The sequence below is a fragment of the Candidatus Accumulibacter sp. ACC007 genome (genome assembly GCF_907163205.1).
Taxonomy (GTDB): domain Bacteria; phylum Pseudomonadota; class Gammaproteobacteria; order Burkholderiales; family Rhodocyclaceae; genus Accumulibacter; species Accumulibacter regalis.
The window spans coordinates 674,202-699,930 of the sequence record NZ_CAJQUD010000001.1 but is presented as its reverse complement, the minus strand read 5'-3'; the positions used below and the strand labels follow the sequence as shown (position 1 = coordinate 699,930).

General features: G+C 63.0%; 26 protein-coding genes and 2 tRNA genes. 10 read left to right on the top strand and 18 right to left on the bottom strand.

What is annotated here, in order from left to right:
- Positions 1 to 72: 72 nt before the first annotated feature.
- From QZ634_RS02980 to QZ634_RS02970, 3 genes are all read right to left on the bottom strand, one after another.
- Complete coding sequence (locus QZ634_RS02980) at positions 73 to 636, bottom strand: hypothetical protein (RefSeq protein WP_291985450.1); 564 nt, start codon at positions 634 to 636, stop codon at positions 73 to 75.
- Between the two features lie 170 nt (positions 637 to 806).
- A complete protein-coding gene (locus QZ634_RS02975) occupies positions 807 to 1,115 on the bottom strand; it encodes a chaperone modulator CbpM (RefSeq protein WP_291985447.1) in 309 nt (102 codons plus the stop codon).
- 3 nt (positions 1,116 to 1,118) lie between these two features.
- Entirely contained in the window at positions 1,119 to 2,072 is a 954-nt protein-coding gene (locus QZ634_RS02970) for a DnaJ C-terminal domain-containing protein (RefSeq protein ID WP_291985445.1), read from the bottom strand.
- A 155-nt stretch (positions 2,073 to 2,227) separates the two neighbouring features.
- Here QZ634_RS02970 and QZ634_RS02965 point away from each other — a divergent pair, with 155 nt between their 5' ends.
- From QZ634_RS02965 to QZ634_RS02930, 8 genes are all read left to right on the top strand, one after another.
- Positions 2,228 to 2,662: an Hsp20/alpha crystallin family protein gene (locus tag QZ634_RS02965; RefSeq protein WP_291985443.1), complete on the top strand. Its 435-nt coding sequence runs from the start codon at positions 2,228 to 2,230 to the stop codon at positions 2,660 to 2,662.
- Positions 2,663 to 2,673: 11 nt separating this feature from the next.
- Positions 2,674 to 3,048 (top strand): Hsp20/alpha crystallin family protein, encoded by a 375-nt coding sequence (locus QZ634_RS02960; protein WP_043568652.1) that lies wholly within the window; start codon positions 2,674 to 2,676, stop codon positions 3,046 to 3,048.
- A gap of 330 nt (positions 3,049 to 3,378) precedes the next feature.
- A complete protein-coding gene (locus tag QZ634_RS02955) occupies positions 3,379 to 3,558 on the top strand; it encodes a hypothetical protein (RefSeq protein ID WP_291985442.1) in 180 nt (59 codons plus the stop codon).
- A gap of 673 nt (positions 3,559 to 4,231) precedes the next feature.
- Positions 4,232 to 5,710, top strand: a complete 1,479-nt coding sequence (locus QZ634_RS02950; RefSeq protein ID WP_291987971.1) for a VWA domain-containing protein — start codon at positions 4,232 to 4,234, stop codon at positions 5,708 to 5,710.
- 129 nt (positions 5,711 to 5,839) lie between these two features.
- A complete protein-coding gene (locus tag QZ634_RS02945) occupies positions 5,840 to 6,412 on the top strand; it encodes a sigma-70 family RNA polymerase sigma factor (RefSeq protein WP_291985439.1) in 573 nt (190 codons plus the stop codon).
- Positions 6,409 to 7,677, top strand: coding sequence for a hypothetical protein (locus QZ634_RS02940; RefSeq protein WP_291985437.1), 1,269 nt, complete (start codon positions 6,409 to 6,411; stop codon positions 7,675 to 7,677). The genes QZ634_RS02945 and QZ634_RS02940 overlap by 4 nt, the downstream gene beginning before the upstream one ends.
- Before the next feature lie 1,043 nt (positions 7,678 to 8,720).
- Complete coding sequence (locus tag QZ634_RS02935; protein WP_291985435.1) at positions 8,721 to 9,290, top strand: GNAT family N-acetyltransferase; 570 nt, start codon at positions 8,721 to 8,723, stop codon at positions 9,288 to 9,290.
- 239 nt (positions 9,291 to 9,529) lie between these two features.
- Positions 9,530 to 11,218, top strand: a complete 1,689-nt coding sequence (locus tag QZ634_RS02930; protein WP_291985433.1) for an AMP-binding protein — start codon at positions 9,530 to 9,532, stop codon at positions 11,216 to 11,218.
- A 506-nt stretch (positions 11,219 to 11,724) separates the two neighbouring features.
- Here the strand turns inward: QZ634_RS02930 and QZ634_RS02925 are convergent.
- From QZ634_RS02925 to uvrC, 4 genes are all read right to left on the bottom strand, one after another.
- Positions 11,725 to 11,798 (bottom strand) — tRNA-Cys (locus tag QZ634_RS02925).
- 62 nt (positions 11,799 to 11,860) lie between these two features.
- Positions 11,861 to 11,936: transfer RNA gene (locus QZ634_RS02920), tRNA-Gly, on the bottom strand.
- Between the two features lie 103 nt (positions 11,937 to 12,039).
- Complete coding sequence (pgsA, locus tag QZ634_RS02915; protein ID WP_291985431.1) at positions 12,040 to 12,618, bottom strand: CDP-diacylglycerol--glycerol-3-phosphate 3-phosphatidyltransferase; 579 nt, start codon at positions 12,616 to 12,618, stop codon at positions 12,040 to 12,042.
- Complete coding sequence (gene uvrC / locus QZ634_RS02910) at positions 12,618 to 14,432, bottom strand: excinuclease ABC subunit UvrC (protein ID WP_291985429.1); 1,815 nt, start codon at positions 14,430 to 14,432, stop codon at positions 12,618 to 12,620. Before uvrC ends, pgsA begins: the two co-directional genes overlap by 1 nt.
- Positions 14,433 to 14,589: 157 nt before the next feature.
- Between uvrC and earP the strand changes: the two genes are divergently transcribed.
- Both earP and efp read left to right on the top strand, forming a co-directional pair.
- Positions 14,590 to 15,741, top strand: coding sequence for an elongation factor P maturation arginine rhamnosyltransferase EarP (gene earP / locus QZ634_RS02905; protein WP_291985427.1), 1,152 nt, complete (start codon positions 14,590 to 14,592; stop codon positions 15,739 to 15,741).
- A 37-nt stretch (positions 15,742 to 15,778) separates the two neighbouring features.
- A complete protein-coding gene (gene efp / locus QZ634_RS02900) occupies positions 15,779 to 16,336 on the top strand; it encodes an elongation factor P (protein ID WP_291985425.1) in 558 nt (185 codons plus the stop codon).
- Positions 16,337 to 16,403: 67 nt separating this feature from the next.
- On the opposite strand, the gene nagZ is transcribed toward efp, so the two are convergent.
- From nagZ to QZ634_RS02845, 11 genes are all read right to left on the bottom strand, one after another.
- Positions 16,404 to 17,441 carry a beta-N-acetylhexosaminidase gene (gene nagZ / locus QZ634_RS02895; protein ID WP_291985423.1) on the bottom strand — a complete coding sequence of 346 codons (1,038 nt, stop codon included), beginning with the start codon at positions 17,439 to 17,441 and terminating at the stop codon, positions 16,404 to 16,406.
- Complete coding sequence (gene acpS, locus QZ634_RS02890) at positions 17,438 to 17,824, bottom strand: holo-ACP synthase (RefSeq protein ID WP_291985421.1); 387 nt, start codon at positions 17,822 to 17,824, stop codon at positions 17,438 to 17,440. Before acpS ends, nagZ begins: the two co-directional genes overlap by 4 nt.
- The gene (locus tag QZ634_RS02885; protein ID WP_291985420.1) at positions 17,821 to 18,588 is read right to left on the bottom strand and encodes a pyridoxine 5'-phosphate synthase; all 768 of its coding nucleotides are present in this window, start codon (positions 18,586 to 18,588) and stop codon (positions 17,821 to 17,823) included. Before QZ634_RS02885 ends, acpS begins: the two co-directional genes overlap by 4 nt.
- The gene (gene recO / locus QZ634_RS02880) at positions 18,585 to 19,301 is read right to left on the bottom strand and encodes a DNA repair protein RecO (protein WP_291985418.1); all 717 of its coding nucleotides are present in this window, start codon (positions 19,299 to 19,301) and stop codon (positions 18,585 to 18,587) included. The genes QZ634_RS02885 and recO overlap by 4 nt, the downstream gene beginning before the upstream one ends.
- A gap of 66 nt (positions 19,302 to 19,367) precedes the next feature.
- Positions 19,368 to 20,252 (bottom strand): GTPase Era, encoded by an 885-nt coding sequence (era, locus tag QZ634_RS02875; RefSeq protein ID WP_291985416.1) that lies wholly within the window; start codon positions 20,250 to 20,252, stop codon positions 19,368 to 19,370.
- Positions 20,252 to 20,920, bottom strand: a complete 669-nt coding sequence (rnc, locus tag QZ634_RS02870) for a ribonuclease III (protein WP_291985414.1) — start codon at positions 20,918 to 20,920, stop codon at positions 20,252 to 20,254. Before rnc ends, era begins: the two co-directional genes overlap by 1 nt.
- Positions 20,917 to 21,288, bottom strand: coding sequence for a DUF4845 domain-containing protein (locus QZ634_RS02865; RefSeq protein WP_291985412.1), 372 nt, complete (start codon positions 21,286 to 21,288; stop codon positions 20,917 to 20,919). The genes rnc and QZ634_RS02865 overlap by 4 nt, the downstream gene beginning before the upstream one ends.
- A gap of 11 nt (positions 21,289 to 21,299) precedes the next feature.
- Positions 21,300 to 22,088, bottom strand: coding sequence for a signal peptidase I (lepB, locus tag QZ634_RS02860; RefSeq protein ID WP_291985410.1), 789 nt, complete (start codon positions 22,086 to 22,088; stop codon positions 21,300 to 21,302).
- A gap of 14 nt (positions 22,089 to 22,102) precedes the next feature.
- Complete coding sequence (lepA, locus tag QZ634_RS02855) at positions 22,103 to 23,893, bottom strand: translation elongation factor 4 (RefSeq protein WP_291985408.1); 1,791 nt, start codon at positions 23,891 to 23,893, stop codon at positions 22,103 to 22,105.
- A 92-nt stretch (positions 23,894 to 23,985) separates the two neighbouring features.
- A complete protein-coding gene (locus QZ634_RS02850) occupies positions 23,986 to 24,237 on the bottom strand; it encodes a glutaredoxin family protein (RefSeq protein WP_291985406.1) in 252 nt (83 codons plus the stop codon).
- Positions 24,234 to 25,694, bottom strand: a complete 1,461-nt coding sequence (locus tag QZ634_RS02845; protein ID WP_291985404.1) for a DegQ family serine endoprotease — start codon at positions 25,692 to 25,694, stop codon at positions 24,234 to 24,236. Before QZ634_RS02845 ends, QZ634_RS02850 begins: the two co-directional genes overlap by 4 nt.
- Between the last annotated feature and the right edge of the window lie 35 nt (positions 25,695 to 25,729).

The window sequence follows — 25,729 nt, the reverse complement described above, 5'->3', positions numbered from 1 at the left end:
CGGCCTGCAACGGCCTGCGTGCCAGATCGGCAGGCGCGGGCGCCAGTCTAGAGTGGCATCCTTAATTCAGTCTTAGGAGCCCTGGCCACGCCCCCGCCACCAAATCCGCGCCAGTGCACAACAGACGAGAAGCACGCCAGCCCACCCGAGCAGACTGACCAGCCCGGCCAGGCGTGTATCGAGATGAAGCACCTGCCAGCGCGTGAAGATCTCGGTCCAGTCGTGATCGCCGCCGACCAGCGGCAGCATCTGCGCCCGTGCATCAGCCATGTAACGAGCGATGTTGAAGAAGTTCTGGAACAACCAGAGCAGCGCGAACGAGGTGGCGAAGACATCGCCACGGCGCCAGAAACTCGCCGCAACGACCAGCGGCAGCGCGAGCTGGCCGAGCGTCCCGCCGTAGACACCCAGGCGGCTGTTGAGCAGCCAGAAGAGCGGGTGCCCGGCCTCGTGAAAAGCAAGGTTGGCCGAGTCGAGGACGGGAATCCAGCGCTCGCCGGTATTGCCCAGGTAAAGAATCAGCATCCCGACGACGACGACGGCGATCACCTGCCAGCCGGCAAGCGGCTGCCAGGGAGAACCCTGGCCTACCGTGTCAGCACGCTGGACCTCGTTGTTCCCGGCGATTCCCTTCACTCACCCTCCTCCTTACTCCGGCAAATCGTGCTCATCAGCCGGAAGGCGGAGCCGGTCGGGGGCCAGCCATCAGCTCCAGCAGCCTCCGCGATTGCAGCGCCTTCGGCCAGCACAGTGGCAAGCAGCAGCAACGGCTCGCAGCCGGTTGCTATCGGCGTGTCGCTACCAGATCACCCCGGACCGGTGCTGCCGACGCGGGCACGCAGTTCGTCGAGCTCCTCGAGCAGGTCGGCAACCAGTGCCGCCAACTCGGGAACCGCGTCGAAGTCGCGTTCCAGTTGCCGCATGCGTCTTGCCCGCACCAGGCTGGTGCTGGTAAAACACCATACGCCGGCAACGCTTCCAGCGTGCGGGATCAGCCCCTCCTCGAGATGGTGGCGCAGCCAGGCGGGTTCGACGGGGCACGCGGCGGCAAGTTGTTCTAGCGTCAGCCAGCTCTCTTCAAGCGGGCTTCCAGTCAGGATCTCGTCGTCACGCATTGCTCATGTCCTCTGCTGCGAACGCGGGTCGAAGGCCAGCTCCCGCGCCATGGTTTGATAGATTTCCCGTGCCTTGGCCGTGTCGGCAGGCGGCAGCAGCACCTGGATGTCGAGCAGTAGATCGCCCGGTGAAGTACCGGGAATCCCCTTGCCGCGCACCCGCAACTGCCGTCCGCTCTGCGTCCCTTCGGGAATGCGCAGTTTGACGCCCCCTTGCGGGAGATCGACCTGCACCACCGCTCCCAGGGCCGCCTCCCAGGGCGCAACCGGCAAGCTCAGGTGAAGGTCGCGCCCCTGCGCGCGGAAACGCGGATGGGGTCGAAACTGCACCTCAAGCATCAGGTCGCCGGCGGGCGCGCCGCCGAACCCCGGCTCGCCCTGCCCCGCCAAACGAATGATCTGGCCGGCATGCACGCCTTGCGGGATTCTGACGTTCAGCGTCCGCGTTTCCAGCGTCACCCGACCCTGCGCGTCGCTCTTCGGCGCGCGCAGCGAAATCTGCCGCGTGGCACCACTGAAAGCGTCTTCGATATCCAGTAGCACCTTGGCGTGATGGTCTTCGCCGCGGACCTGGAATTGCGTCCGCTGACCGCCAGCGAAGCCCCGTGCACCGCCCATGCGGCCAAACAGCTCGGCGAAGAAGTCGGAGAAATCGGCGGCTTCTCCCGGCGAAGCACCCCGTCCAGAAAACTCGAAACCGGCATCCCAGTCCGGTGGCGGACGAAAATCCTGGCCCGGCTGGTAACCGCGTCCCAACTGATCGTAGGCCACGCGCTTCTCGGGGTCCGAAAGCACCGCGTTCGCCTCGTTGACCTCTTTCATGTGCGCTTCGGCGTCGGCTTCCTTGGAAACGTCCGGGTGATACTTGCGCGCCAGTTTTCGGTACGCCTTCTTGATCTCGTCAGCCGTCGCATCGCGCGAGACGCCGAGAATCTTGTAATAGTCCTTGAATTCCATACCTGTTCCTCGATCTGCAGCGGTGGTCGAATAACCATAGCAAATGGAGACGATTGGCGCTGAAATCAAGCTATTGAAGTGCGCAAAAAAATCCCCAGTTAGGTGGGGAAGCGCCAAACCCGGCGCCCTAGAAGCAACCGTATGGAGGATTGAAGATGATGTACCGCTCTCTGTTTCCCCGCGATGTGTTATCGGAACTCGATCGGCTGCAACGTGAGATGCAGCAGGGTCTGCACTTTTCCCCAAGCATTCGCGGCATAGCCCGCGGCGGCTTTCCGGCGATGAACGTCGGTGGCACCGCCAAGTCCGTCGAAATCTATGCTTTCGCACCGGGAATCGACCCGGCGACACTGGACGTGCAAATCGAAAAAGGCGTGCTGACGGTGGCCGGCGAGCGCAAGCTCGAGCCACCCGGCGAAAAGGCAACCGTGCATATCGACGAGCGTTTCGCCGGCCGCTTCCGCCGCGTCGTCACCCTGCCCGACGACATTGACCCGAACGCCGTCGAAGCAAAGTACCGCGACGGCGTGCTGCGCATCACCATCGCCCGCAAGGCCGACGCCCAACCACGCCGCATCACCATTCAGTAAGGAGGATCGAAATGTCCGAAAACACTGCGGTCAGCAAACCCGACACCCGTGACGACGCCGCCCTGCTGCCGCCGGTCGACGTCATTGAGGATGCCTCGGGGATCACCCTCTACGCTGATCTCGCCGGGGTCCCGAAAGACAAGCTGCATCTGCACGTCGAAGGCGACGCGCTGACCATCGAAGGCGATGTCGACCTGGAAATACCGGCCGGCATGGAGAGCAACCACGCTGAAGTCAGCCTGGCGCGCTACCGGCGCGTGTTCACCCTGTCCAAGGAACTCGACTCGAGCAAGGTCGGCGCCGAGTTCAAGAACGGCGTCCTGAAGCTCAGCATCCCCAAGGCCGAGCACGCGCAACCGCGCAAGGTGCAGGTCAAGGTCTTGTGACCCTCGCGGGCGGGGGTTCGCGCCCCCGCCCCGGCGACGAACGGCATGTGCGCGTAGCGGTGCAGGCAACGCTCCGGCGTTCGACGAAACCGGCAGCCAGGGAGGGCTTCGCAGACGCCGGCTTGGGCGCCGGGCGCCGCCTCCGCCTTGTAACAAGGGTCGTCGCCCGCCGCAACGGCGGCGTCGCCGACAACTGTCGACGTTCTTTACATCTTTTCCCGCCCCTTCTCGGCAAAAATCCCTAACATACTGTTTCTATTCACACAGACGGCTTCGGCTCGGATCTTGCTAACGATACCTGCGTGCAGCACTCGCAAAGGTAGGAGCCACATGGAAGCCGAAGCCGCATTTGCCACTCGCATGGTCGAGCAGGTCCAGCATATCAAGCACTATCGCCAGGAAGTGCTGCTCGTCGAAGGACGGGTACTCGACGACGATACTGCCGCGCTGGAGTGGATCACACGCCACGCGGCAACGTTCCCGCCGATCGAGGCCTTCACCAGCCACTGAACACCGGTGCGCTCCGGCCACTACGGCCGCACCTGGCAGCATAGCGGCCCTGCCAGCCGCCGACATGGGCAATATCTGCCCTTTACTGGCCTCTGCACGTCGCTGACCTCCCAAGACCAGCAGGTGAAAGGCAGCCTCTCTCTTCCCGAGCCCGTGCAGACGCCAGCTTGTCGACCGACAAAGAAATCAGGCTCGACTTGACCCGGTTTTCTGTTCTCGTCCGTTTCACTCTCACGCATCCGCCTTTAGCGCCAAGAAAAGAGCGGGAATGCGTCAAGAGATCGCGCCTCAATGCGCACCGAAACTTGGACCCGGATACAGGAGCCTGATCATGAAACATCGCACCCCATCCCGCCTGCTGGCCACCCTGCTGGCCACCCTGCTGGCCACCCTGCTGGCCGGCCTGCTCGCCGCCTGCTCACCGACGCAACAGCACGGCACGCCCGCCCAGCAGTCTCAGCCACGCAGCGAGCAGGCTGCGCCCGGACGCGTAGCCGAAAGCGAAGCACGCCCGACCGCGCAAGGCGCCGCAGTCGCCCCGAACGTGCCCCAGACGCTGGCCAAGGTAGCGCCACCACTCGCCGAGACGATGGCGACAAACGGTCCGTCCGGGAAGGCGATCGGGAAGAACGAGGCGAAGCGTGAGGCAAACACCAGGGTGGCCGCCGACACGATGTCCGTCGCCGTGCTGCCGCAGCCGGCTGCCTATCCGCTTCCCTCCATGCCGCCGGAGGCGCGCGAGCGCTACACGCAGCTCACCGCCAACCCGGTTAAACAGGTCGCCGAAGCGCCGGTGTCCACTTTCAGCATCGACGTCGATACCGGCAGCTACAGCAACGTGCGGCGCATGCTCAACGCCGGCCATTTGCCGCCCGCCGACGCGGTACGCGTCGAGGAGTTGATCAACTACTTCCCGTACGACTACGCCCTACCGAAAAACGGTCGTCCGTTTGCCGTGCATAGCGAAATGGCACCCGCGCCGTGGAACGCCGATCGTGTGCTGCTGCGCGTCGGCATCAAGGGGCAGGACGTCGCCAAGCAAGCGCTGCCGCCGGCCAACGTGGTCTTTCTGGTCGACGTCTCCGGCTCGATGAACAGCGCTGACAAGCTGCCGCTGCTTAAGTCCTCGCTCAAGCTGCTGGTCGCCGAGATGCGTGCGCAGGATCGAATCTCGCTGGTGACCTACGCCTCGGGGACACGGGTGATCCTGCCACCGACGCCAGGCACGGAAAGAGCCACCATCAGCGCCGCGATCGACGCCCTGCAGGCCGGCGGCAGCACGGCCGGAGCCTCCGGGATACAACTGGCCTACGCGGCCGCCCAGCAAAGCTTCATCAAGGGTGGCATCAACCGCATCCTGCTGGCCACCGACGGCGATTTCAACGTCGGCATCGCCGACACGCGCGAGCTCAAGAGCATGATCGACGAGAAGCGCAAGTCCGGCATCTCGCTGTCGACCCTCGGCTTCGGTACCGGCAACTATAACGAAGCGATGATGGAGCAGATTGCCGACGTCGGCGACGGCGCCTATTCGTACATCGACAACCTGATGGAAGGCCACAAGGTACTGGTCAATGAGATGACCTCGACCCTGGCGACCATCGCCCGCGACGTGAAAGTGCAGATCGAATTCAACCCCGCCGCGGTCAAGGAGTATCGCCTGATCGGCTACGAGAACCGCCAACTGGCGCGCGAGGATTTCAACAACGACCAGGTCGATGCCGGCGACATTGGAGCAGGCCACACCGTCACCGCGCTCTACGAGCTGACCCTGGCCGGCAGCAAGGCGAGCGTCGACCCGCTGCGTTATGCCTCGCACACCGGCGGCAAAGGCCCGCGCGGCGATGAAGTCGGCCACCTCAAGCTGCGCTACAAAGAGCCCGACGCCAGCACCAGCCAGCTCATCGACTTCACGCTGCGACGCCAGGCGATCAAACCGCTCGACGCGGCGAGCAGCGAATTTCGCTTCGCCACCGCCGTCGCCGCTTACGGCCAGCTTCTGCGCGGCGGGAAATACACCGGCACCTGGGGCTATGGCGACGTCCGCAAGCTGGCGCTGGCTAACGCCGGCGGCGACCGGTACGGCTACCGCGGCGAGTTCCTGCGCCTGGTCGACCTGGCGGCAGCCCTGGCGACCAGACCCGGGGGCTGAGCCAGCGTCGTCGGCCCGGGCTTCGCCCCCGTTGGCCCCGGTTTTCCCCGCTCCGCGCGCACTCTGGCGGCAAGCGGGAGACGGGGGCAGCCGCCCCCCGGGCGGGGCCGCCGGTCTATACTGCGCGCCATGAACACTGCCGCCGAACTTGCCGCGCTGCCCGACGAAGACCTGATGCTGCTGGTCGCCAACGGCCTCGTCGAGAAACCCGCTACCGAGCTCTTCCGCCGCCACAACCGGGCGCTGTTCAACTTCATCGCCTGGCAGTGCCAGGGCAATACCGCCCAGGCCGAAGACATCGCCCAGCGCACCTGGGAGAAGCTCATGACGCGCTGCGCCGATTACCAACCGCAAGCGGCTTTCAGAACCTTCCTGTTCCAGATTGCCCGCAACCTGTGGCTCGACTTGCGCCGCTCTTCGCCCGAAAGCCAGCGCGCTGAAGTCGATGAAACCCGCCCCGAAACGCCCAGCGAGGATCTTGCGCCGGAAGCCGAACTCTCCCTGCGCCAGAACCTCGACCGGGTGCACCAGGCCTTGCTCGCCCTTCCCGCCAACCAGCGCGAAGTGGTGGTGCTGCGTTTTTTCAGCGAAATGAGTCTGGAAGAAATCGCCCACACCGTCGGCGAAGGTTTCGAAACCGTAAAAAGCCGCCTGCGCTACGCTTTCGCGCGCCTGCGCCGAGAACTGGAAACTCAGGCGTGAGCCAGGCCTTCGAAAAGTTCCTGCACGGCGACGACCGCCTGGCCCGTCTGCTGTGCGAGTTGCCCGTCTACAGCCCATCGGCCGAATTCGAGGCCGCTTTTGCGCGCGCGGCACGTGCCGCGCAGGCTGCACAGGGCGCGCGCATGGCGACGCAGACTGCAGGGACCGCCACGCAAACGGAATCGACCACGCGTCCTGCCGCGCCAGGAGCCGCGCCTCGCGAGGCCATCGCGTCGGCTTTTGAACCGCCCGCCAGTCTGGAAGCCAGCTTCCTGGAGATGGCCGCGAGCATTGACTCTGCGCAGGCGCCCCGGCGCGAGGCCGTCCTGAGCGGCGTCGCCAAAGGGGGTAGCCCGCAGGCCCTGCTGGGCACCGCGATTGCGCCCGCGAGCGAAGAATGGCTGCGCGCACAGGCAGCCGCCGTGGCGCCGGCCGAGCCCGCCCCGCCATCGCCCGCCGTCAAGAAACGCGCCTTCCTCGGCTTTCGCTGGTTCGATCTTCGTCTGGCCGCGCTGGCTTGCCTTTTGGCGGTAATCGGCACCCAACTCGTGCTCACGCACTATCCCGACGCGCAGCAGGTCGCCGGGCAAGCGGCTTTCCAGACGGCAATGGTAACGAAAGACGTGCCGAGCAAAACAGAGTTCGCCGCACGCGAGCCCGAGGCTGCGCCGTCCCCGCTCAAAAAAAACACGGCAGCCGCTTTGCCGCCACACCCACGCCCTGCCGCCTCGGCAAACAGCCCACCGCCCGACAGCTCGTCACCGCCAGCCCCGCGCACATTCGCCGACGCCGTCGAGGCACCCGCACGTCCGTTCGACGGCAAGGCCACCGGGCCGGGCACTCTCGCCAGCGACAATATCGCCCTGCCGGAAGCCGCTCCGGCCGAGCGCAAAGCAGCCGCTGAAGACGCTGTGAGCACTGCAGCAGGCAAGCCGCGGCCGGCCATGCTGGCCGCTTCGCCGAAAGTGGCCCCGGCCCCGACGCCGATGGCCCGCCAGCACGCGGCCGAGACCAGCACCAGCGCGACGCTCGCCGACGACCCGGCGCGCATCGCCAGCCGGCTGCCGGCCCGCCCGGCGGGCGTGGTGTGGACAGTCTACAGCAGCCGGATCGGCCAGCCTGAACTCGAGCGCTGGCTTGAAGCGCTGCGCCGGCAGATACCGGAAACCAGCCGTCCGGCGCGTTTCGAGCTGATCCAGGATGACGCCAGCGGCGGCCCGAACGATCTGCGCATCGTGCCGCCGGCACTGCCCGAGAGACGATAGCTTCCCGCTCAGCCCCAGCGAATCAGTGTCCAAGGTCGCGTTGGGCGAGCAACGGTCTCGTTCGTTGCCAAAATGGCAACGAACGGCAGAGTGCATGGAGCATGCGGTGTGGCAAATGCGCATTTCGGCCGCCACAGGGGTTTCGCACTGCTTTCAGCCTTGCTGAAAGCCCCGTGAGGAAGGCCGCACGACACTCGCCTCTTGCTGGCCCAGCAAAAAGCCCGACCTTGTGAGCCGGGCTAAGGGTTTGTTCCATATGGAGGCGCGACCCGGAGTCGAACTGGGTTGAACGGATTTGCAATCCGCAATTTATATTTAAAACCATATAGTTACGAGACCGCTACCAATAACGCTGATTTTCACTGCTTTTTTTCCGCCTTGCTCGCCAACGAGAGCTCTTGAATGCGCCGACTCGCACATAGCAAGTGCGTGTTGAGTCGCGCGCCAACTTTCCGGTTCTTGCCTTCAGGCTCCGCTCACGGCTCTGAATTGAAGCTGCCGATAGCCACCAGGGTCACCGAACCTAGGGCGGCGACAGCTTCCACGATTTCTCAGAACATCGATGGGCGCGATCAGTTGCGGATTCAAATGCGCAGCAACAACATCTCTGCTTCCCAGCAGAGCAAGCACGGACAGCGCTATCGTAAGGGCTTCCAGGGCTGCTTTCATCGACTCTCCCCGAGGGCAGGCTGACCATCCAACGGTCCGAAGGCATCGCGTCCTCGCCCGGGACAAGCGGCGAGCTCGGTCATTACTGGTTGTGGTAGCTATTGACGCGTTGCTCAACGGTGCCCATGACGAGGAGCAAATCGGCGAAACGCCGCTGGGTGATGTTGCGTCGGATTACTATACGAGGTCGCTGAGTTGCTGGTCGGCGCTGGTGCAAATCCAAGCATCGAGGGCTGGATAAAGATCACTCCCTTGCAGAGTACGAAGGAACGAAAGGGCAAGGAAGACCGGCGCGTATACGAGCTCTTGCTGAAAGAGGCAAAGAAAGATCAGGGCCTTCTGGCTTAATGGCGGCTTACTGATCAGGAGCAACGATGAACGACACTATCGACCGCTGGCAGGCCGCTGATGGCACTTGGCTCGACATGCGGCACATGCGGCCGGACGACGAGGCACGGGTCAAGCAGGCCTTGAATACGCTGTCGGCCAACGCCAGGCGCAACCGTTTTTTTGGCGCGATCGCCGAGTTTTCGGACGCCGCCGTGCACCGCTTGCTCGCCATCGACCCGCACAAGAAATACCTGCTGGTCGTCGTCCGACGCGAGGTCGAGGTCGAGGTTCCGATCGCCGGTGGTCGCGTTGTCGAACACGATGAGCAAGCGGAGTGCAGCTTTTCGCTGCTCATCGGTGACGCCTGGCAAGGCCAGGGTATCGGCCGGCGGCTCTTGAAGGCACTTCTTCGCGAGGCGTCGCTGCGCGGTCTGCGGACGATGCGTGGCGACGTCCTCGCCGACAACCGACCGATGTTGCAGCTGGCGCGTTCGCTACACTTTGCGCTGATCGACGGCGAGCAGGGCGACGGCGTGGTGCAGCTCGTTCGCGAGCTTCCTGGTGCGGCGTCTACTCGCTGGCGAAGCGTCGTTCGCAAAGTCTTGAGGAAATAGCAGCGCCGCAGGAGGCCACCGGAGACAGCGGCGTGTTCATTATGAGAGGCAGAATTGGCCGCTGCTTTGTGCAGCAAGATCGCCGGCACGCTCGCGTCTTTAGCCGCCATCGACGCACTGTGGGGTGATCTGAAAACCAGGCACGGAGCATTCATCCGCAACAAGCAGAGGGAGGTTCCAGGCCGCAAGAGGGTATCGACTCCGAATCAATGATCTCAATAACCACAGGCGACCCGACCATGAGCGAAAATGTCTGGCTTGACAGCTATCCGGAAAATATTCCCGCAGAAATTGACAGCTCCCCTTTTTCATCGTTACCCGAACTGATCGATAACACGGTTCGCAAGTTCGCCGACAAGCCGGCCTTCAGCAACCTTGGCCAGACACTGAGCTTCGGCGAACTGGATCGCCTGTCGCGCGATTTTGCTGCGTTTCTGCAAGGACTCCCCGGCGTCTCGCAAGGCGATCGCGTTGCCATCATGTTGCCCAACCTTCTGCAATATCCGGTTGCGCTTTTCGGAATCCTTCGCGCCGGCATGACCGTGGTCAACGTCAATCCGCTGTACACGGCACGCGAACTGCGAGTTCAGTTGAAGGATTCAGGCGCCAAAGCGATTGTCGTCGTCGAAAACTTTGCACGGACGCTGCAGGAAGCCTTGCCCGGCCTGGCGATCGAGCACGTCGTCACGACGCAGATCGGCGACCTGTTGCCGGCGCCAAAACGCTGGGTCGTTAACTTCCTTATCAAATATGTGAAGAAAATGGTGCCCGACTGGCGGATCGACAAGGCCTGCTCCTTCAACCAGGCGCTCGCCGATGGGGCCAAGTCGGAATTCTCGCCCGTGAAAATCGGACCGGAGGACCTCGCCTTCCTGCAATACACCGGCGGCACCACCGGCATCGCGAAGGGGGCAATGCTCACCCACGGCAACCTGCTGGCCAATCTGGAGCAGGTCAGCCTGTGGATCTCGGCGAGCTTCAAGGAAGGCCGCGAGATAGCCATTGCCCCCTTGCCGATGTACCACATCTTCTGTCTCACCTCGACGCTGGGTTTCATGAAGTGGGGAAGCCTGATCGTCTTGATCGCCAATCCGCGTGATCTCCCGGGCCTGGTCAAGGAACTCGGCCGATGGAAGTTCAGCGTCCTGACCGGCGTCAATACGCTGTTCAATGCGCTGCTGAATACCCCCGGCTTCGGCAAGCTCGATTTTTCCGCGCTGAAAGTGGTGGTCGGCGGCGGCGCAGCGGTGCAGGAAAGCGTCGCCAAACGTTGGCAAGAAGTGACCGGCACCCACCTGACCGAAGCCTATGGCCTGACGGAAACCTCACCGGGCGTTTGCTGCACACCGCTTGGCGACCCCTGGAATGGCAGCATTGGCCTGCCGGTCACTTCGACCGAAGTCAGCATCCGCGACGAACACTTCAAGAAGTTGCCGCTGTGGACAGGCGAAGGCGATATCGCTCAACACACCGGCGAAATCTGCGTTCGCGGCCCGCAAGTGATGCGCGGCTACTGGAACAAGCCGGAGGAGACGGCGAAGGTCATCCAGGACGGCTGGCTGAAAACGGGTGATGTTGGTCACATGAACGCCCGCGGCTACATCACCCTCACAGACCGCAAGAAAGACATGATTCTGGTGTCCGGCTTCAACGTCTATCCCAATGAGATCGAGAACATCGTGATGATGCATCCGGGCGTCGAGGAATGCGCCGTCATCGGCGTGCCCGATGAAAAATGCGGCGAGGCGGTCAAGCTGATCATCGTCAGGAAAGACCCCAAGCTGAGCAAAGACGACGTCGTCAAGTATTGCCACACGCAATTGACCGGTTACAAGCGCCCGCGCCATGTCGAGTTCCGCGACAGCTTGCCGAAGACACCCATCGGCAAGATCTTGCGTCGTGAATTGAGGGACGCACCGTCTGGCTAGCTTGAACCATTGGAACGGCGCGTCGCTGACCACGGATCCCGGGGCAAGTCGCTTCGTCGATCTGTCCATTGATGAAGGATGCCGGATACCGAGCCGGCGCCGCCGGGCTCCCACCGCTGGCCGAAGCACCAACACCGGCAACGAGCGCCCGCCGAAAAGAGATGGCCGACGACTGGTGACCAGTGCCGGCCCCCTCTCGTGACCAAGCGCATGGGGCGAAACCGCCCGGGCGCGTCCAACGCTTGCCGACCTTGCGCGCCGCCTGCCTTCCGGCGCCTGCCACACTGGCCATCGATGACGAATGGCTGATACCGGGCCGTCGGCGCCGACTTACCTGTGTTTGGCCGGTCCGAAAGCCGCCTGACGCCTGAATGGCGCCGGATTCTCGGAGACCAAGCCAAAGGCCCGCACGCTCTTTCTTGTGAGCGATTTCGAGCTGATGCTAGCCTGGTGCTAGCCCAGCAAAAAGCCCGACCTTTTGAGCCGGGCTAAGCGTTTGATTTTTATGGAGGCGCGACCCAGAGTCGAACTGGGCTGAACGGATTTGCAATCCGGTGCATAACCGCTTTGCTATCGCGCCGTGCCTGCCTGATGGCAGGAACTGCCGTTGAGGGCGGAAAAACTGGCCACTCGGCAGGAATGTGGAGCGGGAGAAGAGTCTCGAACTCTCGACCTATACCTTGGCAAGGTATCGCTCTACCAACTGAGCTACTCCCGCATGAAGCGAAGGCGCATTATAAAGGCCTGCCCGAACCTGTCAATGCCTGGAGCGCAATTCGCCCGTCGTCACAGGTACCCTGGCCGCGCTTTCGCATTCGCGGCTAACGCTTTCTGTCCTCTTCGATCAGGTGCGGCCAGGCCATGCGCATGTAGTAGCCCATCGACCACAGGGTGAGTACGGCGGCGATGTAGATCAGCCAGGTACCGGCCTGGAAGACGTCTAAGCCCTTGAGCGGCGCGTGATAGAGCAGAAAGGGAATGGCAAACATCTGGGCGGTGGTCTTGATCTTGCCGATCATCGAAACAGCGATGCTGCGGTGGGCGCCGATCTGCGCCATCCATTCGCGCAGGGCGGAAATGGTAATCTCGCGGCCGATGATGATCGCCGCCAGGATGGCGTCGAGTCGCCCCAGTTGCACGAGCACGATCAGCGCGGCGGCGACCATCAACTTGTCGGCGACCGGGTCGAGGAAGGCGCCGAAAGCCGAGGTTTGCTGCCAGCGCCGCGCCAGATAGCCGTCAAGCCAGTCGGTGACCGCAGCGACCACGAAGACGACTGTCGCCGCCGGATCGCGCCCGACGAACTGCACCCAGGACTCGGGAACGTAGTAGATGGCGATCAGCAGCGGGATCAGGATGATCCGTAGCCAGGTCAGCAAAATCGGTATGTTCAGTGGCATCAGTGCAACGCTGCGTAAATTTTCTCGGCGAGCTCTCGGCTAATCCCTGGGACGGCGGTCAGTTGGTCGATCCCGGCATCGGCAATACCTTGCAAACCGCCAAAACGCGAAATCAGCCCCTTGCGACGCTTGGGCCCGATGCCACCGATTTCTTCAAGTCGCGAAGACTGCGCCGTCTTGCCGCGTCTGGCGCGATGGCCGGAAACGGCGAACCGATGCGCCTCGTCGCGGACCTCCTGGATCAGATGCAGCGCGGGATGCTCAGACGGCAATTGTAACGGCTCGCGGCCATCCGCGAAAATCAGCGTTTCCCGTCCCGGCTTGCGCGCCTCTCCCTTGGCAACGCCCAACAAGGGCAGATCCGCCAGAGAAAGCTCCTCGAGTGCCGATAGCGCCGAGCTGACCTGGCCGCGACCACCGTCGATCAGGATCAGCGTGGGTACGGCGCCGTCAATGGTCAGTAGCTTGGCGTAGCGCCGCAAGACCGCCTGGCGAATCGCCGCGCAGTCGTCGCCGGCCTGGATGCCCTCAATATTGAAGCGGCGGTAGTCCGCTTTGCGCATGCCGCTCCCCTGATAGACGACGCAGGCAGCGACCGTCGCCTCGCCCTGCGTGTGACTGATGTCGAAGCACTCGATACGCGCTTCCTTGCCGTCCTCGACGTCAAGGTCCAGTACCTCGCGGAGCGCTGCAAGACGATCGCCCTGCCGGGACAGCGCGCTGTGCCGTGCACCGATCGCCAGGCGGGCGTTCTGCTCGGCCATTTCCACCCAGATGCGCTGCACCGTCAGCCGTGGCTGGGCGACCTTGACCGGCCGACCGGCCATTTCGCCGAGCCAGTCGGCACCCTCGTCATAACCTGGAGACAAGTTTACCAGCACGCGCGACGGGATGGGGTGCACGGCGTAGTGCTGCGCAAGAAATGCGCTCAGCGCTTCGCGCGGCGACGAATCCGCCGAGTTGCTGGGAAACTGCGGCCTGTCGCCGAGATGGCGCCCACCGCGAACCATCGCCAGATTGACGCACAGCATGCCCGCTTCCTCAATGGCGACGACGACGTCGACATCGCCGCCCCTGCCGCTCTCCACGTACTGCTTTTCCTGTACCTGCCGCAAGGACTGTATCTGATCGCGGCAGATCGCCGCCTGCTCGAAAGCAAGTCTTCCCGCCGCCTGATCCATGGCCGCCGACAGGCGTCCGATCACATCCTGCTGGCGCCCCTGCAGGAACAGCGTTGCCATCTCGACGTCCTCGGCATAGCGCTCGGGCGCCACCAGGTCGACGCAAGGCCCGGAACAACGGTTGATCTGGTACAGCAGACACGGCCGCGAGCGGTTGTTGAACACCGCATTTTCGCAGGTGCGCAGACGAAACATCTTCTGCAGCAGATGAATGCTCTCGCGCACGGCCTGCGACGAGGGAAAGGGACCGAAATAGTCGGCCCGCCTGTCGGTCGCGCCGCGAAAGAAACCCAGACGCTGGTAGCGGTCACGCGTCAGGACGATGTAGGGGTAGGATTTGTCGTCCCGAAAGAGGATGTTGTAGCGCGGCGCCAGGCTCTTGATCAGATTGTTTTCGAGGAGCAGTGCCTCGCCCTCCGATCGCGTCACCGTCGTCTCGACAGCGGCAACCTGCGCCACCATCAGCGCGATCCGCGGACTCGGGTGGCGATCACGAAAATACGAAGCAACGCGTTTCCTGAGGTTTTTTGCCTTGCCCACGTAGAGCACCGTGCCGCCGGCATCGATCATCCGATAGACGCCAGGCAGTTCGGTCAGCGTGGCCAGAAGAGGTTTGGCGTCGAAGGGGGGCATTGGCGTTCGCGGCGGCCGCCGGCTGGCGTAGGATGGCGAGGGGCGGCACGAGGTAGCGAAACCCGGCACATTCGATGTTACCACGCCCGCTTGCCCTGCTCCCAGCGCCCCCATTTCTGCGCCCCACGGCGCGCCTTCGCAGCACTCGCCCGCCCTTATGCCGAACACCGTTACTCGACCCGACTGGGATATCTTCTGCAAGGTCATCGACAATTTCGGCGACGTTGGCGTCTGCTGGCGCCTGGCCAGGCAGTTGACCAGCGACTGGCAGTTGCACGTGCGCCTGTGGGTCGATGACATGGAGACCTTCCGGGCGCTGCTTCCGGAAGCGGACGCACTGCTGTCGATCCAGGAGTTGCACGGGGTGGACGTCCGCCGCTGGGAAGCGCCTTTCGTCGCCTCGCCCCCTGCGGCGGTGGTCCTGGAAACTTTTGCCTGCCGAATCCCCGAGGCTTTCATCGCCGCCATGGCGCAGCAATCGCCGAGCCCTGTCTGGATCAACCTCGACTATCTGAGCGCCGAAGCCTGGGTGGCTGGCTGCCATACGCTGCCCTCGCCGCACCCGCGACTGCCGCTCAACAAGTTCTTTTTCTTTCCCGGATTCACCCGCGAAACCGGCGGTCTGTTGCGCGAGCACGACCTTCTCGCCCGCCGCCAGCAGTTCGCCGCCAGCGCCGACCAACACGCCGCCTTCTGGCGCCAGGCAGGCGGTGGGCCACCGCCTGCGGGCAGCCTGCTGGTGTCGCTGTTCGCCTATGAGAATCCAGCCATCGGCGAACTGCTGCGGATCTGGCAGGACGCGCCGACGCCTGTCTGCTGCCTGGCGCCACTCTCGCGCCCGCTGAAGGCGATCGAAAGCTACGCCGGCCACCCGCTCCGGGCCGGCGATGTCGTGCGCCGCGGCGTGCTTGAAATTCGCCTCCTTCCCTTCCTCGACCAGAGCGTTTACGACCACCTGCTGTGGCTCTGCGACGTCAATTTCGTCCGCGGCGAAGATTCCTTCCTGCGGGCGCAATGGGCAGCACGATCAATGGTCTGGCACATCTACCCGCAGCAGGAAGGCGCCCACCTTGCCAAGCTCGACGCTTTCCTGAACCTCTACTGCACCGACCTGCCGGCGGTGAGCGCGACCGCCGTGCGCGAATTCTGGCACGCGTGGAACGTGGGGCACGTCGACGGCGCGCACTGGCAGAACTTCGCGTTGTGTCTGCCGACGCTGCGCGAGCACGCACGACGGTGGCAAAAGGCACTTGCCAGAGAGGATGATTTGAGCACTCGCCTGCTGCGCTTTGCCCGTTCCAGGCTATAATTTTGGGTTTCCCCCCAACCGTTTTCTGGAATGCGCTATGAAAACAGCACAAGAGCTTCGCGCCGGCAACGTCTTCATGGTCGGCAATGACCCGATGGTGGTTCTGAAGACCGAGTACGTCAAATCCGGTCGCAACGCGTCGGTGGTCAAGATGAAGATGAAGAATCTTCTCACCGACTCCCCGAGCGAAACCGTCTATCGCGCCGACGACAAGTTCGACGTCATCCAGCTCGAGCGCAAGGAAGTCAGCTACTCGTACTTCGCCGATCCGCTCTACGTTTTCATGGACGCCGAGTACAACCAGTATGAAATCGAAGCCGACTGCATGAGCGACGCGCTCAACTATCTCGAAGATGGCATGCCCTGCGAGGCAGTCTTCTACAACAACAAGGCGATCTCGGTCGATCTGCCGAGCAGCGTCGTTCGCGAAGTCGTGTATACCGAGCCTGCAGTGAAAGGTGACACCTCGGGGAAGGTCATGAAACCGGCCCGTCTGGCCACCGGTTTCGAGCTGCCGGTCCCCGCTTTCGTCGAGATTGGCGACAAGATCGATATCGACACCCGCTCCAACGAATACCGCTCGCGCGTTCGCTAGCCATCCGCCACGCGGCGACCGCTTGCGATCGGCAAGAGGAGGCCGCCTCGGCGGCCTGTTTTTTTCCTCAGGCCGACAGTTGTCGCGCGGCCTTGATCCCGGACTGATAAACGTCTTCCTGCTGCAGGCTGGCCCAATCGACGGCCTGGGTCACCGGGGACAGGCGCTCCACCCGTGCGGCGCGCTGCGGATCGGCGACCGGTCGCCAGCGTGCCAGCAGGTCGCCGACCGATTCCGGGGTATTGCACACCAGCAACATGTCGCAACCGGCGTCCCAGGCGGCCGTGCAGCGCGCGACGATGTCGCCAGCGACGCTGGCCCCGGCCATCGACAGGTCATCGCTGAAGATCACCCCGTCGAAACCCAGTTCCTCGCGTAGCAGGCGTATCCAGACAGGCGAGAAGCCCGCCGGGCGGGAATCGACCTGCGGGTAGATCACGTGCGCCGGCATGACCGCGTCGAGGGGCAAGCGCCGGTAGGGTTCGAGGTCGGGCGCCAGCTCGTCCAGCCGACGCGTGTCAACCGGCAGGTCGACGTGCGAATCGGCCTCGACCCAGCCGTGCCCGGGAAAGTGCTTGCCACAGGCGGCCATGCCGGCACTGCGCAAACCGGCGATGAACGCCGCCGCCAGCTCGACAACAACCGCCGGGTCGCCATGCAGGGAACGGTCACCGATGACGCTGCTTCTCCCCCAGTCGAGATCGAGTACCGGCGTAAACGACAGATCGACGCCGCGCGCGCGAAGTTCGCCAGCGAGAACATAAGCCAGCTCGCCGGCTGCCATCAAAGCAGCCCGCGGGTCGCGGTCCCACAACTCGCCGAGACGGCGCATCGCCGGCAGAGGCGTGAAGCCGTGCCGGCAGCGCTGCACCCGGCCCCCCTCGTGATCGATGGCAATCGGCAGTGCCGGTTCGCGCAGGGCGTGGACGTCGCTGGTCAGCTGTTCGAGCTGCTCGGGCGATTGGTAGTTGCGGGAAAAAAGAATCAGACCGCCGACCAGTGGATGGCACAGACGCTGGCGTTCGAGATCTGACAGGCCAAGCCCGGCGATGTCGATCATCAGCGGGCCGAGCGGCCGTTGGATGGGTGAGTTCGCTTCATTCATGGTGTCCCTGCCTGCTCCATGATTACAAAGGCAACAGCATAGTCGTTCTCGTCGCTTATCGAGAGGTGGGCGACCCACCCACGCTGGGCGAGAAGAGTGGCCAGCGGTGCTGCGTACTCGAACAGGGGGCGGCCCAGCGAATCATGAACGACCGCGATATTCGGCAGCGTCGCCGGCGACCTCAGACCGATCCCGAGCGCCTTGGCGAATGCTTCCTTGGCGGCGAAACGCTTGGCGAGAAAGCGCGCCGGCTGGTGGGCACGCGCAAACTCCGTGCATTCCCGCGCCGACAAGAGCTTGGCCAGCGCGCGCTGGCCGTGCCGCTCGTAGAGCCCACCCAGGCGCGCCACGGCGACGATGTCGGTGCCGACACCCGCGATCATGTGGCCGTTGCCGGCGGCAGCGCCTGCGCCTCGCGCAGCAGGCGTTTCATTTCCCGGACTGCCTCGCGCAATCCGACGAAAATCGCCCGGCTGATGATCGCGTGGCCGATGTGCAACTCGCGGATGCCGACCAACTGCGCCACCGGCTGGACGTTAAAGTAGTTGAGCGCATGCCCGGCGTTGAAACGCATCCCGAGCTGGCGCGCCACCGCGCCGGCGATGCTGATCTTTTCGATCTCTGCCAGGACCGCGGGGCTTTCGGGATCTCGCCCCTGGGTGTAGAAAGCGTGTGCATAAGGGCCGGTGTGGATCTCGCAGACGCGCGCACCGATGCGTGCGGCGGCTTCCACCTGCGCAGGGTCGGCGTCGATAAAGACGCTGCTGATGATGCCGGCGTCCGCCAAACGGGCCACCGACCGGCGCAGCGTGGGCTCTTGCGAGAGGACGTCGAGCCCGCCTTCGGTAGTCACTTCGTGCCGACCTTCCGGCACCAGCATCGCCATCTGCGGCTTGACGCGACAGGCGATGGCGATCATTTCATCGGTCGCAGCCAGTTCAAGGTTGAGCTTGATCTGCGCCAGCTCGCGCAGTTTCTCGACGTCGGCGTCCTGGATGTGTCGCCTATCCTCGCGCAGGTGGATGGTGATCCCATCGGCCCCACCGAGGTGCGCTTCGACCGCCGCCCAGACCGGATCGGGCTCGTAGGTGCAGCGCGCCTGCCGGATCGTCGCCACGTGGTCGATATTGACGCCAAGTTCGATCATAGTTCCTGTAGCTCCCTGAAGATCCGGCGGCTTGCCAGGGGCCTGCCGCCGGTATAGTGGCCAATCAGCGTGCGCATCAGCTGCTTGGCTTCGGCCAGCGAGCGGGGATCGGAAAAGTCCTCCCGCGCCAGGTCGAGCAGCGTCCTGCCGCTCACCGCGAGCAGCGAGTCGCCCGGCCCGGCAAGGCGTACCGGGCCGCGCTCTATCTCGTAGCCGTAGTGCGCGGTACCCTCGACCGTGACACCGTCGGCGTCGGTGTCGAGCATCAGCCCGTAGCCCAGTTCCTGCAGGAGCGCCCGTTCGAAGCAGCGTAGGTCCGCTTCCTGCGCGCCAGCGGCAAAACGGCGCAAAGTCTCCGCATAGACCGAGAAAAGACGGGCATGCGCATCCTCTCGGGGCAGCAGGTGCATCAACAGCTCGTTCAGGTAGTAGCCGCAAAACAGCGCCTTTCCCGCCAACAGGGGCTGTCCGCCCCGCCATTCGGCTCTCATCAGCGTCTGCACCTCACCCCTGCCCGCCCAGCCGACTTCAAGCGGCTGGAAAGCCAGCAGCACGCCCCGCAAGACCGAGCGCGGCCGCCGCGCGCCACGCGCGAGCAGCGCCACGCGCCCGAAGTCGCGCGAAAAGACATCGACGATGAGGCTGGTTTCGCTGTAAGGGTAGGCATGCAGCACAAACGCCGGCTGTCCATCGACCTTGTGCCGCGGATTCACGTCCCGACCCGCTCGCCGGCCAGCATCGAGCTCTTCGGCGCGTCTTGCCGCGAGGCACGATGCGTCCTATTCGTAGCCCAGGCTCTTGAGTAATTGCGCATCGTCGGCCCAACCCGAGTTGACCTTGACAAAAACTTCCAGAAAGACCGGCCCGCCAAACATCCGCTCCATGTCCTGTCTCGCCTCGGAGGCAATTCGCTTGACCACTTCGCCACCCTTTCCGATGACAATTGACTTGTGTCCGGCACGGTCGACGACAATTGCCGCGCTGATGCGGCGCAGCTCACCGTCGATGACGAAGCGCTCGATCTCGACGGTGGCGCCGTACGGAAGCTCGTCGCCAATCAGGCGAAAGAGCTTTTCACGAATGTACTCGGCAGCCAGGAATTTTTCGCTGCGGTCGGTGATCTCGTCCTCAGCGAAGAGCAGCTCGTCGTTCGGCAAGTGCTTGCGCACTTCGCCAAGCAGCGCATCGAGCTGCGCGCGGCGCGTCGCGCTGACCGGAACGATGGCCGTAAACTCACCCTCGCCAGCCAGTTGCGTGAGATTCGGCAAGAGCTCGGCCTTGTTCTTGATCTGGTCGATCTTGTTCACCACGATGATCACCGGACAGCCTTCGGGCAGCAGTTTGCGTACCGCCCGATCACGGTCGTCAAAGCGGCAGGCCTCGACGACAAACAGGATGACGTCCACTTCGGCAAGCGCCTGCCTGACGCCACGGTTCATCGCCTGGTTGAGCGCGTTGACGTGCCGGGTCTGGAAACCTGGTGTATCGACAAAGACATACTGTGCATCTGCCGCGGTGAGGATGCCCATGATGCGATGGCGAGTGGTCTGGGCGCGGCGCGAGACGATGCTCACCTTTTCGCCGATCAAAGCGTTGAGCAGCGTCGACTTGCCGACGTTGGGGCGACCGACGATGGCGATCCGTCCAGAGCGGATTTCACTCATCAGCTGGCCACCGCTTCGAGCGCGCGTTCGGCAGCCACCTGTTCTGCCGCACGGCGCGTGCTGCCGCTACCTTCGCTGCAGACACGCAAAGCGTCGATGGTGCACGTAACCGTGAAATGCTGCGCGTGCGCTTCGCCCGCAGTGTTGGTCAGCGCGTACTGTGGCAAAGCCAGGCGTCGGCCCTGCAGGTACTCCTGCAAGCGCGTCTTGGCGTCCTTGATCCCTTCTCCTGGAGCCAGTTGCGCGAGCATGTCCTGGTACAGACGAAGGATCACTTCGCTGGCCGCGTCGAAACCGGCGTCCAGCCATACTGCGCCAAACAGCGCCTCGAGGGCATCGGCCAGGATCGACGGGCGTCGATGCCCACCGCTCTTCTGCTCACCCTCTCCAAGCAGCAGATAGTCGCCCAATGAGAGCGCCAGCGCTTGCTGGTGCAAGCTGTCCTGACGTACGAGGTTGGCCCGTAGCCGCGACAGATCGCCTTCGGGAAGCGTCGGGAATTGTTCGAACAAGCGCCGTGCTATAACCGCATTGAGAACGGCATCACCGAGGAATTCGAAGCGCTCGTTATGCGGAGAAGAGTAGCTGCGGTGCGTCAGGGCCGTCTGCAGGAGTTCGCCATCCCGGAAGCTGTAACCGAACGCCTTTTCGAATCTGCGTTCGGTCATTGTCCGGAGTCGCGTGCCGACGACGAGCCGGCGAAATCGATCAGAAGACTGACATTGCCAACGAGCGGGATACGTCTCTCGTAGGCAAAGCCAACGACCACCTGGTTGTCCTCCTTGAAGACATCCAGATCAGCCGGGCCGAAGGTCTTGATATGCTCGACTTCAGCATAGCGGCCATAAGCCTGCCGAATCTCGGGGACGGTCTTACCCGAGGACTCAGCGGCCACTACCTTGACCGCGTGCCTGATCTTGAAATACTCGATCACGTCGGGAAGTACTCGGATGACGAGGATGGCGACCAGCCCAATTACGATGCCCCACAGCAGAAGAGCGGAAAGTGCCAAACCACGCTGACGCTTGATAGTCATAGTGTGAGTCCTCAACCGAACGAGCCAATCCGTTTGAAATCACTGAAATTCAACCAGATGAAGAAAGCCTTGCCGACAATATTCTCTTCGGGCACGAAACCCCAGAAGCGGCTGTCACGACTGTTGTCGCGATTGTCGCCCATCACGAAATACTCGCCCGGCGGCACGGTACAGATCACGCCGACGTTATTGTAGGTGCAATTCCCGCGGTTCGGGAACTGCGCGGGATGGGGAATGAACGCCGGAGCATCCCGATCATTGAGCACTCGATGTCCCTCGTCGCCCAGTTTCTCGACGAATTGCTCCGAGTAGTACAGCCGTTCCGGATGCAGATAATCCTCGACCTCCTCCAGCGGTACGGGTAAACCATTGATCGTCAGCTTCTTGTTCTGGTAGGCCACTTTGTCTCCGGGGATGCCGACCACGCGCTTGATGTAGTCGAGCGAGGGATCCTCCGGATAGCGAAAGACCATCACGTCACCCCGCTGCGGACTGTTAATGTCGATGATCTTCAGATTGGCAACCGGCAGACGAATTCCGTACGTATATTTGTTGACGAGGATGAAATCACCGACCAGCAGCGTCGGAATCATCGAGCCGGACGGGATCTTGAATGGCTCGACGATGAACGAGCGCAGCACGAAGACGACCAGAATGACCGGGAAGAAACTTGCCCCATACTCGACCCACCACGGCTCGCTGGCGTCGACCGCCCGGCGCTTGCGAAAAAAGAAGGCATCCGCTGCCCAGACGGCACCGCTGACCAGCAACAGGATCAACAGGATCAATGCAAAATTCACTGGCTCACTCCCCTCTACTTGCCGACACGCAACACAGCAAGGAAAGCCTCCTGTGGAATCTCGACTGATCCGACCTGTTTCATGCGCTTCTTGCCTGCCTTCTGCTTCTCGAGCAGCTTCCGCTTGCGCGAGATATCACCACCATAACACTTGGCGGTGACGTCCTTGCGCATCGCCTTGACGTTCTCACGGGCAATGATGTTGGCGCCGATGGTGGCCTGAATGGCGACATCGTACATTTGCCGCGGGATCAACTCACGCATCTTGGCCGCCAGTTCACGGCCGCGATAGATGGCGTTGCTGCGATGCAGGATGACTGACAGGGCATCGACTTTTTCACCGTTGATCAGAATGTCGAGCTTGACCACGTCGGCCGCACGATACTCTTTGAACTCGTAGTCGAGCGAAGCGTAGCCACGCGAAACCGACTTCAGGCGGTCGAAGAAATCCATCACCACTTCGGCCATCGGCATCTCGTAAACCAGTTGCACCTGACGACCGTGATAGGTCATGTCGACCTGGTTGCCGCGTTTCTGGTTGCACAGGGTGATGACGTTGCCCAGGTAGTCCTGCGGCACGAAGACGGTAATCGTGATGATCGGTTCGCGGACTTCCTCGGTCTTTGACAGATCCGGCAGCTTGGCCGGGTTCTCCACCTGAACGACGCTGCCGTCACGCAGCAGCACTTCATAGACGACCGTTGGTGCCGTGGTGATCAGGTCCTGGTCGAACTCGCGCTCGAGACGTTCCTGGACGATCTCCATGTGCAGCAGGCCGAGAAAGCCGCAACGAAAACCAAAGCCGAGCGCCTGCGAGACCTCGGGTTCGTAACGCAGCGAAGCGTCGTTCAGCGTCAGCTTCTCGAGTGCCTCGCGCAGCGAATCGTACTGATTGGACTCCACCGGATAGAGACCGGCGAAGACCTGCGACTTGATTTCCTTGAACCCCGGGAAAGCCTGTGCAGCCGGCCGGTCAAACAGGGTCACCGTGTCGCCGACCTTGGTGGCCTGCAGTTCCTTGATCCCGGAAATGATGTAACCCACTTCGCCGGCACGCAAGGCATCGCGGGGCACCGCCTTGGGGGTGAACACGCCGACCTGCTCGCAGAGGTGCGCAGAGCCGGTGGCCATCAGGCGAATTTTCTCTTTCGGCCGCAGCGTGCCGTCAAAGACACGCACCAACATCACCACGCCAACGTAGTTGTCGAACCAGGCGTCGATCAGCAGTGCCTTGAGCGGCGCCTCCGGGTCACCCTTGGGTGCGGGAATGCGCTCGATGATGGCTTCCAGGACGTCTTCGACGCCCAGGCCCGTTTTTGCCGAGGTCAATACCGCGTCGCTGGCGTCGATGCCGATCACATCCTCGATTTCCTGGCGCGCCTTGTCCGGCGTCGCCGAAGGCAGATCGATCTTGTTCAGAACCGCCATGACATCGACGCCAAGCTCGATCGCCGTGTAGCAGTTGGCGACGGTCTGTGCTTCGACGCCTTGTGAGGCATCGACGACCAGCAAGGCTCCCTCACAGGCGGAGAGCGAGCGCGATACTTCGTAGGAGAAGTCAACGTGCCCCGGGGTGTCAATGAGGTTCAGGTTGTAGATCTCACCACTGCGCGCCCGGTACTGCAGCGCTGCGGTCTGGGCCTTGATGGTGATCCCGCGCTCGCGTTCGATGGCCATTGAGTCCAGCACCTGCGCCTCCATCTCGCGATCGGAAAGGCCGCCGCAAAGGTGGATGATGCGATCGGCGAGCGTCGACTTGCCATGATCGATGTGGGCGATGATGGAGAAATTGCGGATGTGTTGCATGGACCTCGTGTCGGCGCCGTCTCGGCCGCGCCGCCCCTGAAAAAAAGGGTGCCGGTGGGCACCCTTGGTCGAACTGCCTGAAGGCGCGGATTCTAGCCGATTTTGCTCAAATAATCACGGACTTTGCTGACCTCGAGGAAGTAGTGGCAAAGCTCGCGGCCATCGTGCAGGAGGACCGGCACCAATTCGTCGTAGCGCTTTTCCAGCGCCGCGTCGGCGTCGACATCGAGCACCTCGAGCGCAAAATCCAACTCCTCCGCAAGGCTTGCCAGGGCCGCTTCCATGTCCTGACAAAGATGACAGTAGCGCCGCGAAATAAGCGTCAGGCGAGTCGTCGGCTTCACTCGGCGCGCCTGTCGCCGAGGCCCTTGATGGTGACGAAAGTCTGCACCTCACCGCGCCGCACCAGAAGGGTCACGTTGGCCGATTTGTCAAGCGCTGCCAACAGCTTGTTGAACTGCTCGACGCCGGTCAACTCGGTGCTCGTGCCGCGCGAGATGATGGCCAGGATGACGTCGCCGGGCCGTAGCTCGGCGCGCGCCGAATTGCCGCGAACATCGTCGATCAACAGGCCATGGTTGAGCTTGAGTTCGCGCTTTTGCTCCGCGGTCAGTTCGGAGACCAGCAGACCGAGCCGATTGGCAGCGCGCTCGGCCGGCTTGCCACTTCTGGCCGCGCGACCGGCAAGCTTTTCGTCAGGAATTTCACCGACCACCACGCTCACCTCGCGGCTGGCCCCCTTGCGCCACAGCTGAATCTTGACCTTGCTACCCGGCGCGGTCGCCGCGACGATGCGTGGCAGATCGCTGGAGCTATTGACGGTTTTCCCGTCGAATTTCAGGATCACGTCGCCGGCGGCGACACCTGCCCTGTCCGCCGGCCCGCCGCTCTCGACGGCGTTGACCGCGGCGCCCATCGCCTGGCTCAGACCGAAGGACTCGGCCAGCTCCTTGCTCACTTCCTGGATGACAACCCCGATGCGGCCGCGGCTGACCTTGCCGGCAGCGCGCAGCTGTGCCTGCACATCCATCGCCACGTCGATCGGAATGGCAAATGAAATGCCCATGAAGCCCCCGGAACGGCTGTAGATCTGGGAGTTGATGCCGACCACCTCGCCCTGGAGATTGAACAGCGGCCCGCCGGAATTGCCCGGGTTGACCGCCACATCGGTCTGGATGAAGGGCACGTAGTTCTCCTGTGGCAGCGAACGCCCCTTGGCACTGACGATTCCGGCAGTCACACTATTGTCAAAGCCGAACGGCGAACCAATGGCCACCACCCACTCGCCGACCTTGAGCGCATTCGGGTCACCAAGACGGACCGTTGGCAGCGATGTCGCCTCAATCTTGATCAGCGCCACGTCGCTACGCTTGTCGGCACCAATGACTCTCGCCTTCAGCTCACGCTTGTCGGTCAAGCGAACGAGGATCTCGTCTGCAGCATCGACAACGTGCGCATTGGTCAGGATGTAACCATCGGCGCTGACAATGAACCCGGAGCCAAGAGAACGACTCTGGAACTCGCGCGGCTCACCCGGAAGGCCCGGTATCCCCGGCACGCCGGGCACTCCCGGCTGGCGGGGAATGAAGCGCCGAAAGAACTCGAACATGGGATCGTCTTCATCAAACGGGAACGGATGCGCGCCGCGCCCATTGCTACGTGCCGTCTGGGTGGTACTGATATTCACCACCGCCGGCCCCTGCTTCTCGACCAACTCGGTGAAGTCGGGCAAGCCGCGACTCTGGGCTTGCCCAAGCAGCGAAAAAACGCTCAACAACAAAGCCGTAAACAGCTGTTTCATGGCACCAAGTACCTCCTGAGTGTCAGTGCCGATCA

Excerpts from the sequence above, each read along its gene's own strand:
- QZ634_RS02975 (WP_291985447.1), bottom strand. The coding sequence starts at position 1,115 with ATGCGTGACGACGAGATCCTGACTGGAAGCCCGCTTGAAGAGAGCTGG.
- QZ634_RS02970 (WP_291985445.1), bottom strand. The coding sequence starts at position 2,072 with ATGGAATTCAAGGACTATTACAAGATTCTCGGCGTCTCGCGCGATGCG.
- QZ634_RS02965 (WP_291985443.1), top strand. The coding sequence starts at position 2,228 with ATGATGTACCGCTCTCTGTTTCCCCGCGATGTGTTATCGGAACTCGAT.
- QZ634_RS02960 (WP_043568652.1), top strand. The coding sequence starts at position 2,674 with ATGTCCGAAAACACTGCGGTCAGCAAACCCGACACCCGTGACGACGCC.
- QZ634_RS02955 (WP_291985442.1), top strand. The coding sequence starts at position 3,379 with ATGGAAGCCGAAGCCGCATTTGCCACTCGCATGGTCGAGCAGGTCCAG.
- QZ634_RS02950 (WP_291987971.1), top strand. The coding sequence starts at position 4,232 with ATGTCCGTCGCCGTGCTGCCGCAGCCGGCTGCCTATCCGCTTCCCTCC.
- QZ634_RS02945 (WP_291985439.1), top strand. The coding sequence starts at position 5,840 with ATGAACACTGCCGCCGAACTTGCCGCGCTGCCCGACGAAGACCTGATG.
- QZ634_RS02935 (WP_291985435.1), top strand. The coding sequence starts at position 8,721 with ATGAACGACACTATCGACCGCTGGCAGGCCGCTGATGGCACTTGGCTC.
- QZ634_RS02930 (WP_291985433.1), top strand. The coding sequence starts at position 9,530 with ATGAGCGAAAATGTCTGGCTTGACAGCTATCCGGAAAATATTCCCGCA.
- pgsA (WP_291985431.1), bottom strand. The coding sequence starts at position 12,618 with ATGCCACTGAACATACCGATTTTGCTGACCTGGCTACGGATCATCCTG.
- uvrC (WP_291985429.1), bottom strand. The coding sequence starts at position 14,432 with ATGCCCCCCTTCGACGCCAAACCTCTTCTGGCCACGCTGACCGAACTG.
- earP (WP_291985427.1), top strand. The coding sequence starts at position 14,590 with ATGCCGAACACCGTTACTCGACCCGACTGGGATATCTTCTGCAAGGTC.
- efp (WP_291985425.1), top strand. The coding sequence starts at position 15,779 with ATGAAAACAGCACAAGAGCTTCGCGCCGGCAACGTCTTCATGGTCGGC.
- nagZ (WP_291985423.1), bottom strand. The coding sequence starts at position 17,441 with ATGAATGAAGCGAACTCACCCATCCAACGGCCGCTCGGCCCGCTGATG.
- acpS (WP_291985421.1), bottom strand. The coding sequence starts at position 17,824 with ATGATCGCGGGTGTCGGCACCGACATCGTCGCCGTGGCGCGCCTGGGT.
- QZ634_RS02885 (WP_291985420.1), bottom strand. The coding sequence starts at position 18,588 with ATGATCGAACTTGGCGTCAATATCGACCACGTGGCGACGATCCGGCAG.
- era (WP_291985416.1), bottom strand. The coding sequence starts at position 20,252 with ATGAGTGAAATCCGCTCTGGACGGATCGCCATCGTCGGTCGCCCCAAC.
- rnc (WP_291985414.1), bottom strand. The coding sequence starts at position 20,920 with ATGACCGAACGCAGATTCGAAAAGGCGTTCGGTTACAGCTTCCGGGAT.
- QZ634_RS02865 (WP_291985412.1), bottom strand. The coding sequence starts at position 21,288 with ATGACTATCAAGCGTCAGCGTGGTTTGGCACTTTCCGCTCTTCTGCTG.
- lepA (WP_291985408.1), bottom strand. The coding sequence starts at position 23,893 with ATGCAACACATCCGCAATTTCTCCATCATCGCCCACATCGATCATGGC.
- QZ634_RS02845 (WP_291985404.1), bottom strand. The coding sequence starts at position 25,694 with ATGAAACAGCTGTTTACGGCTTTGTTGTTGAGCGTTTTTTCGCTGCTT.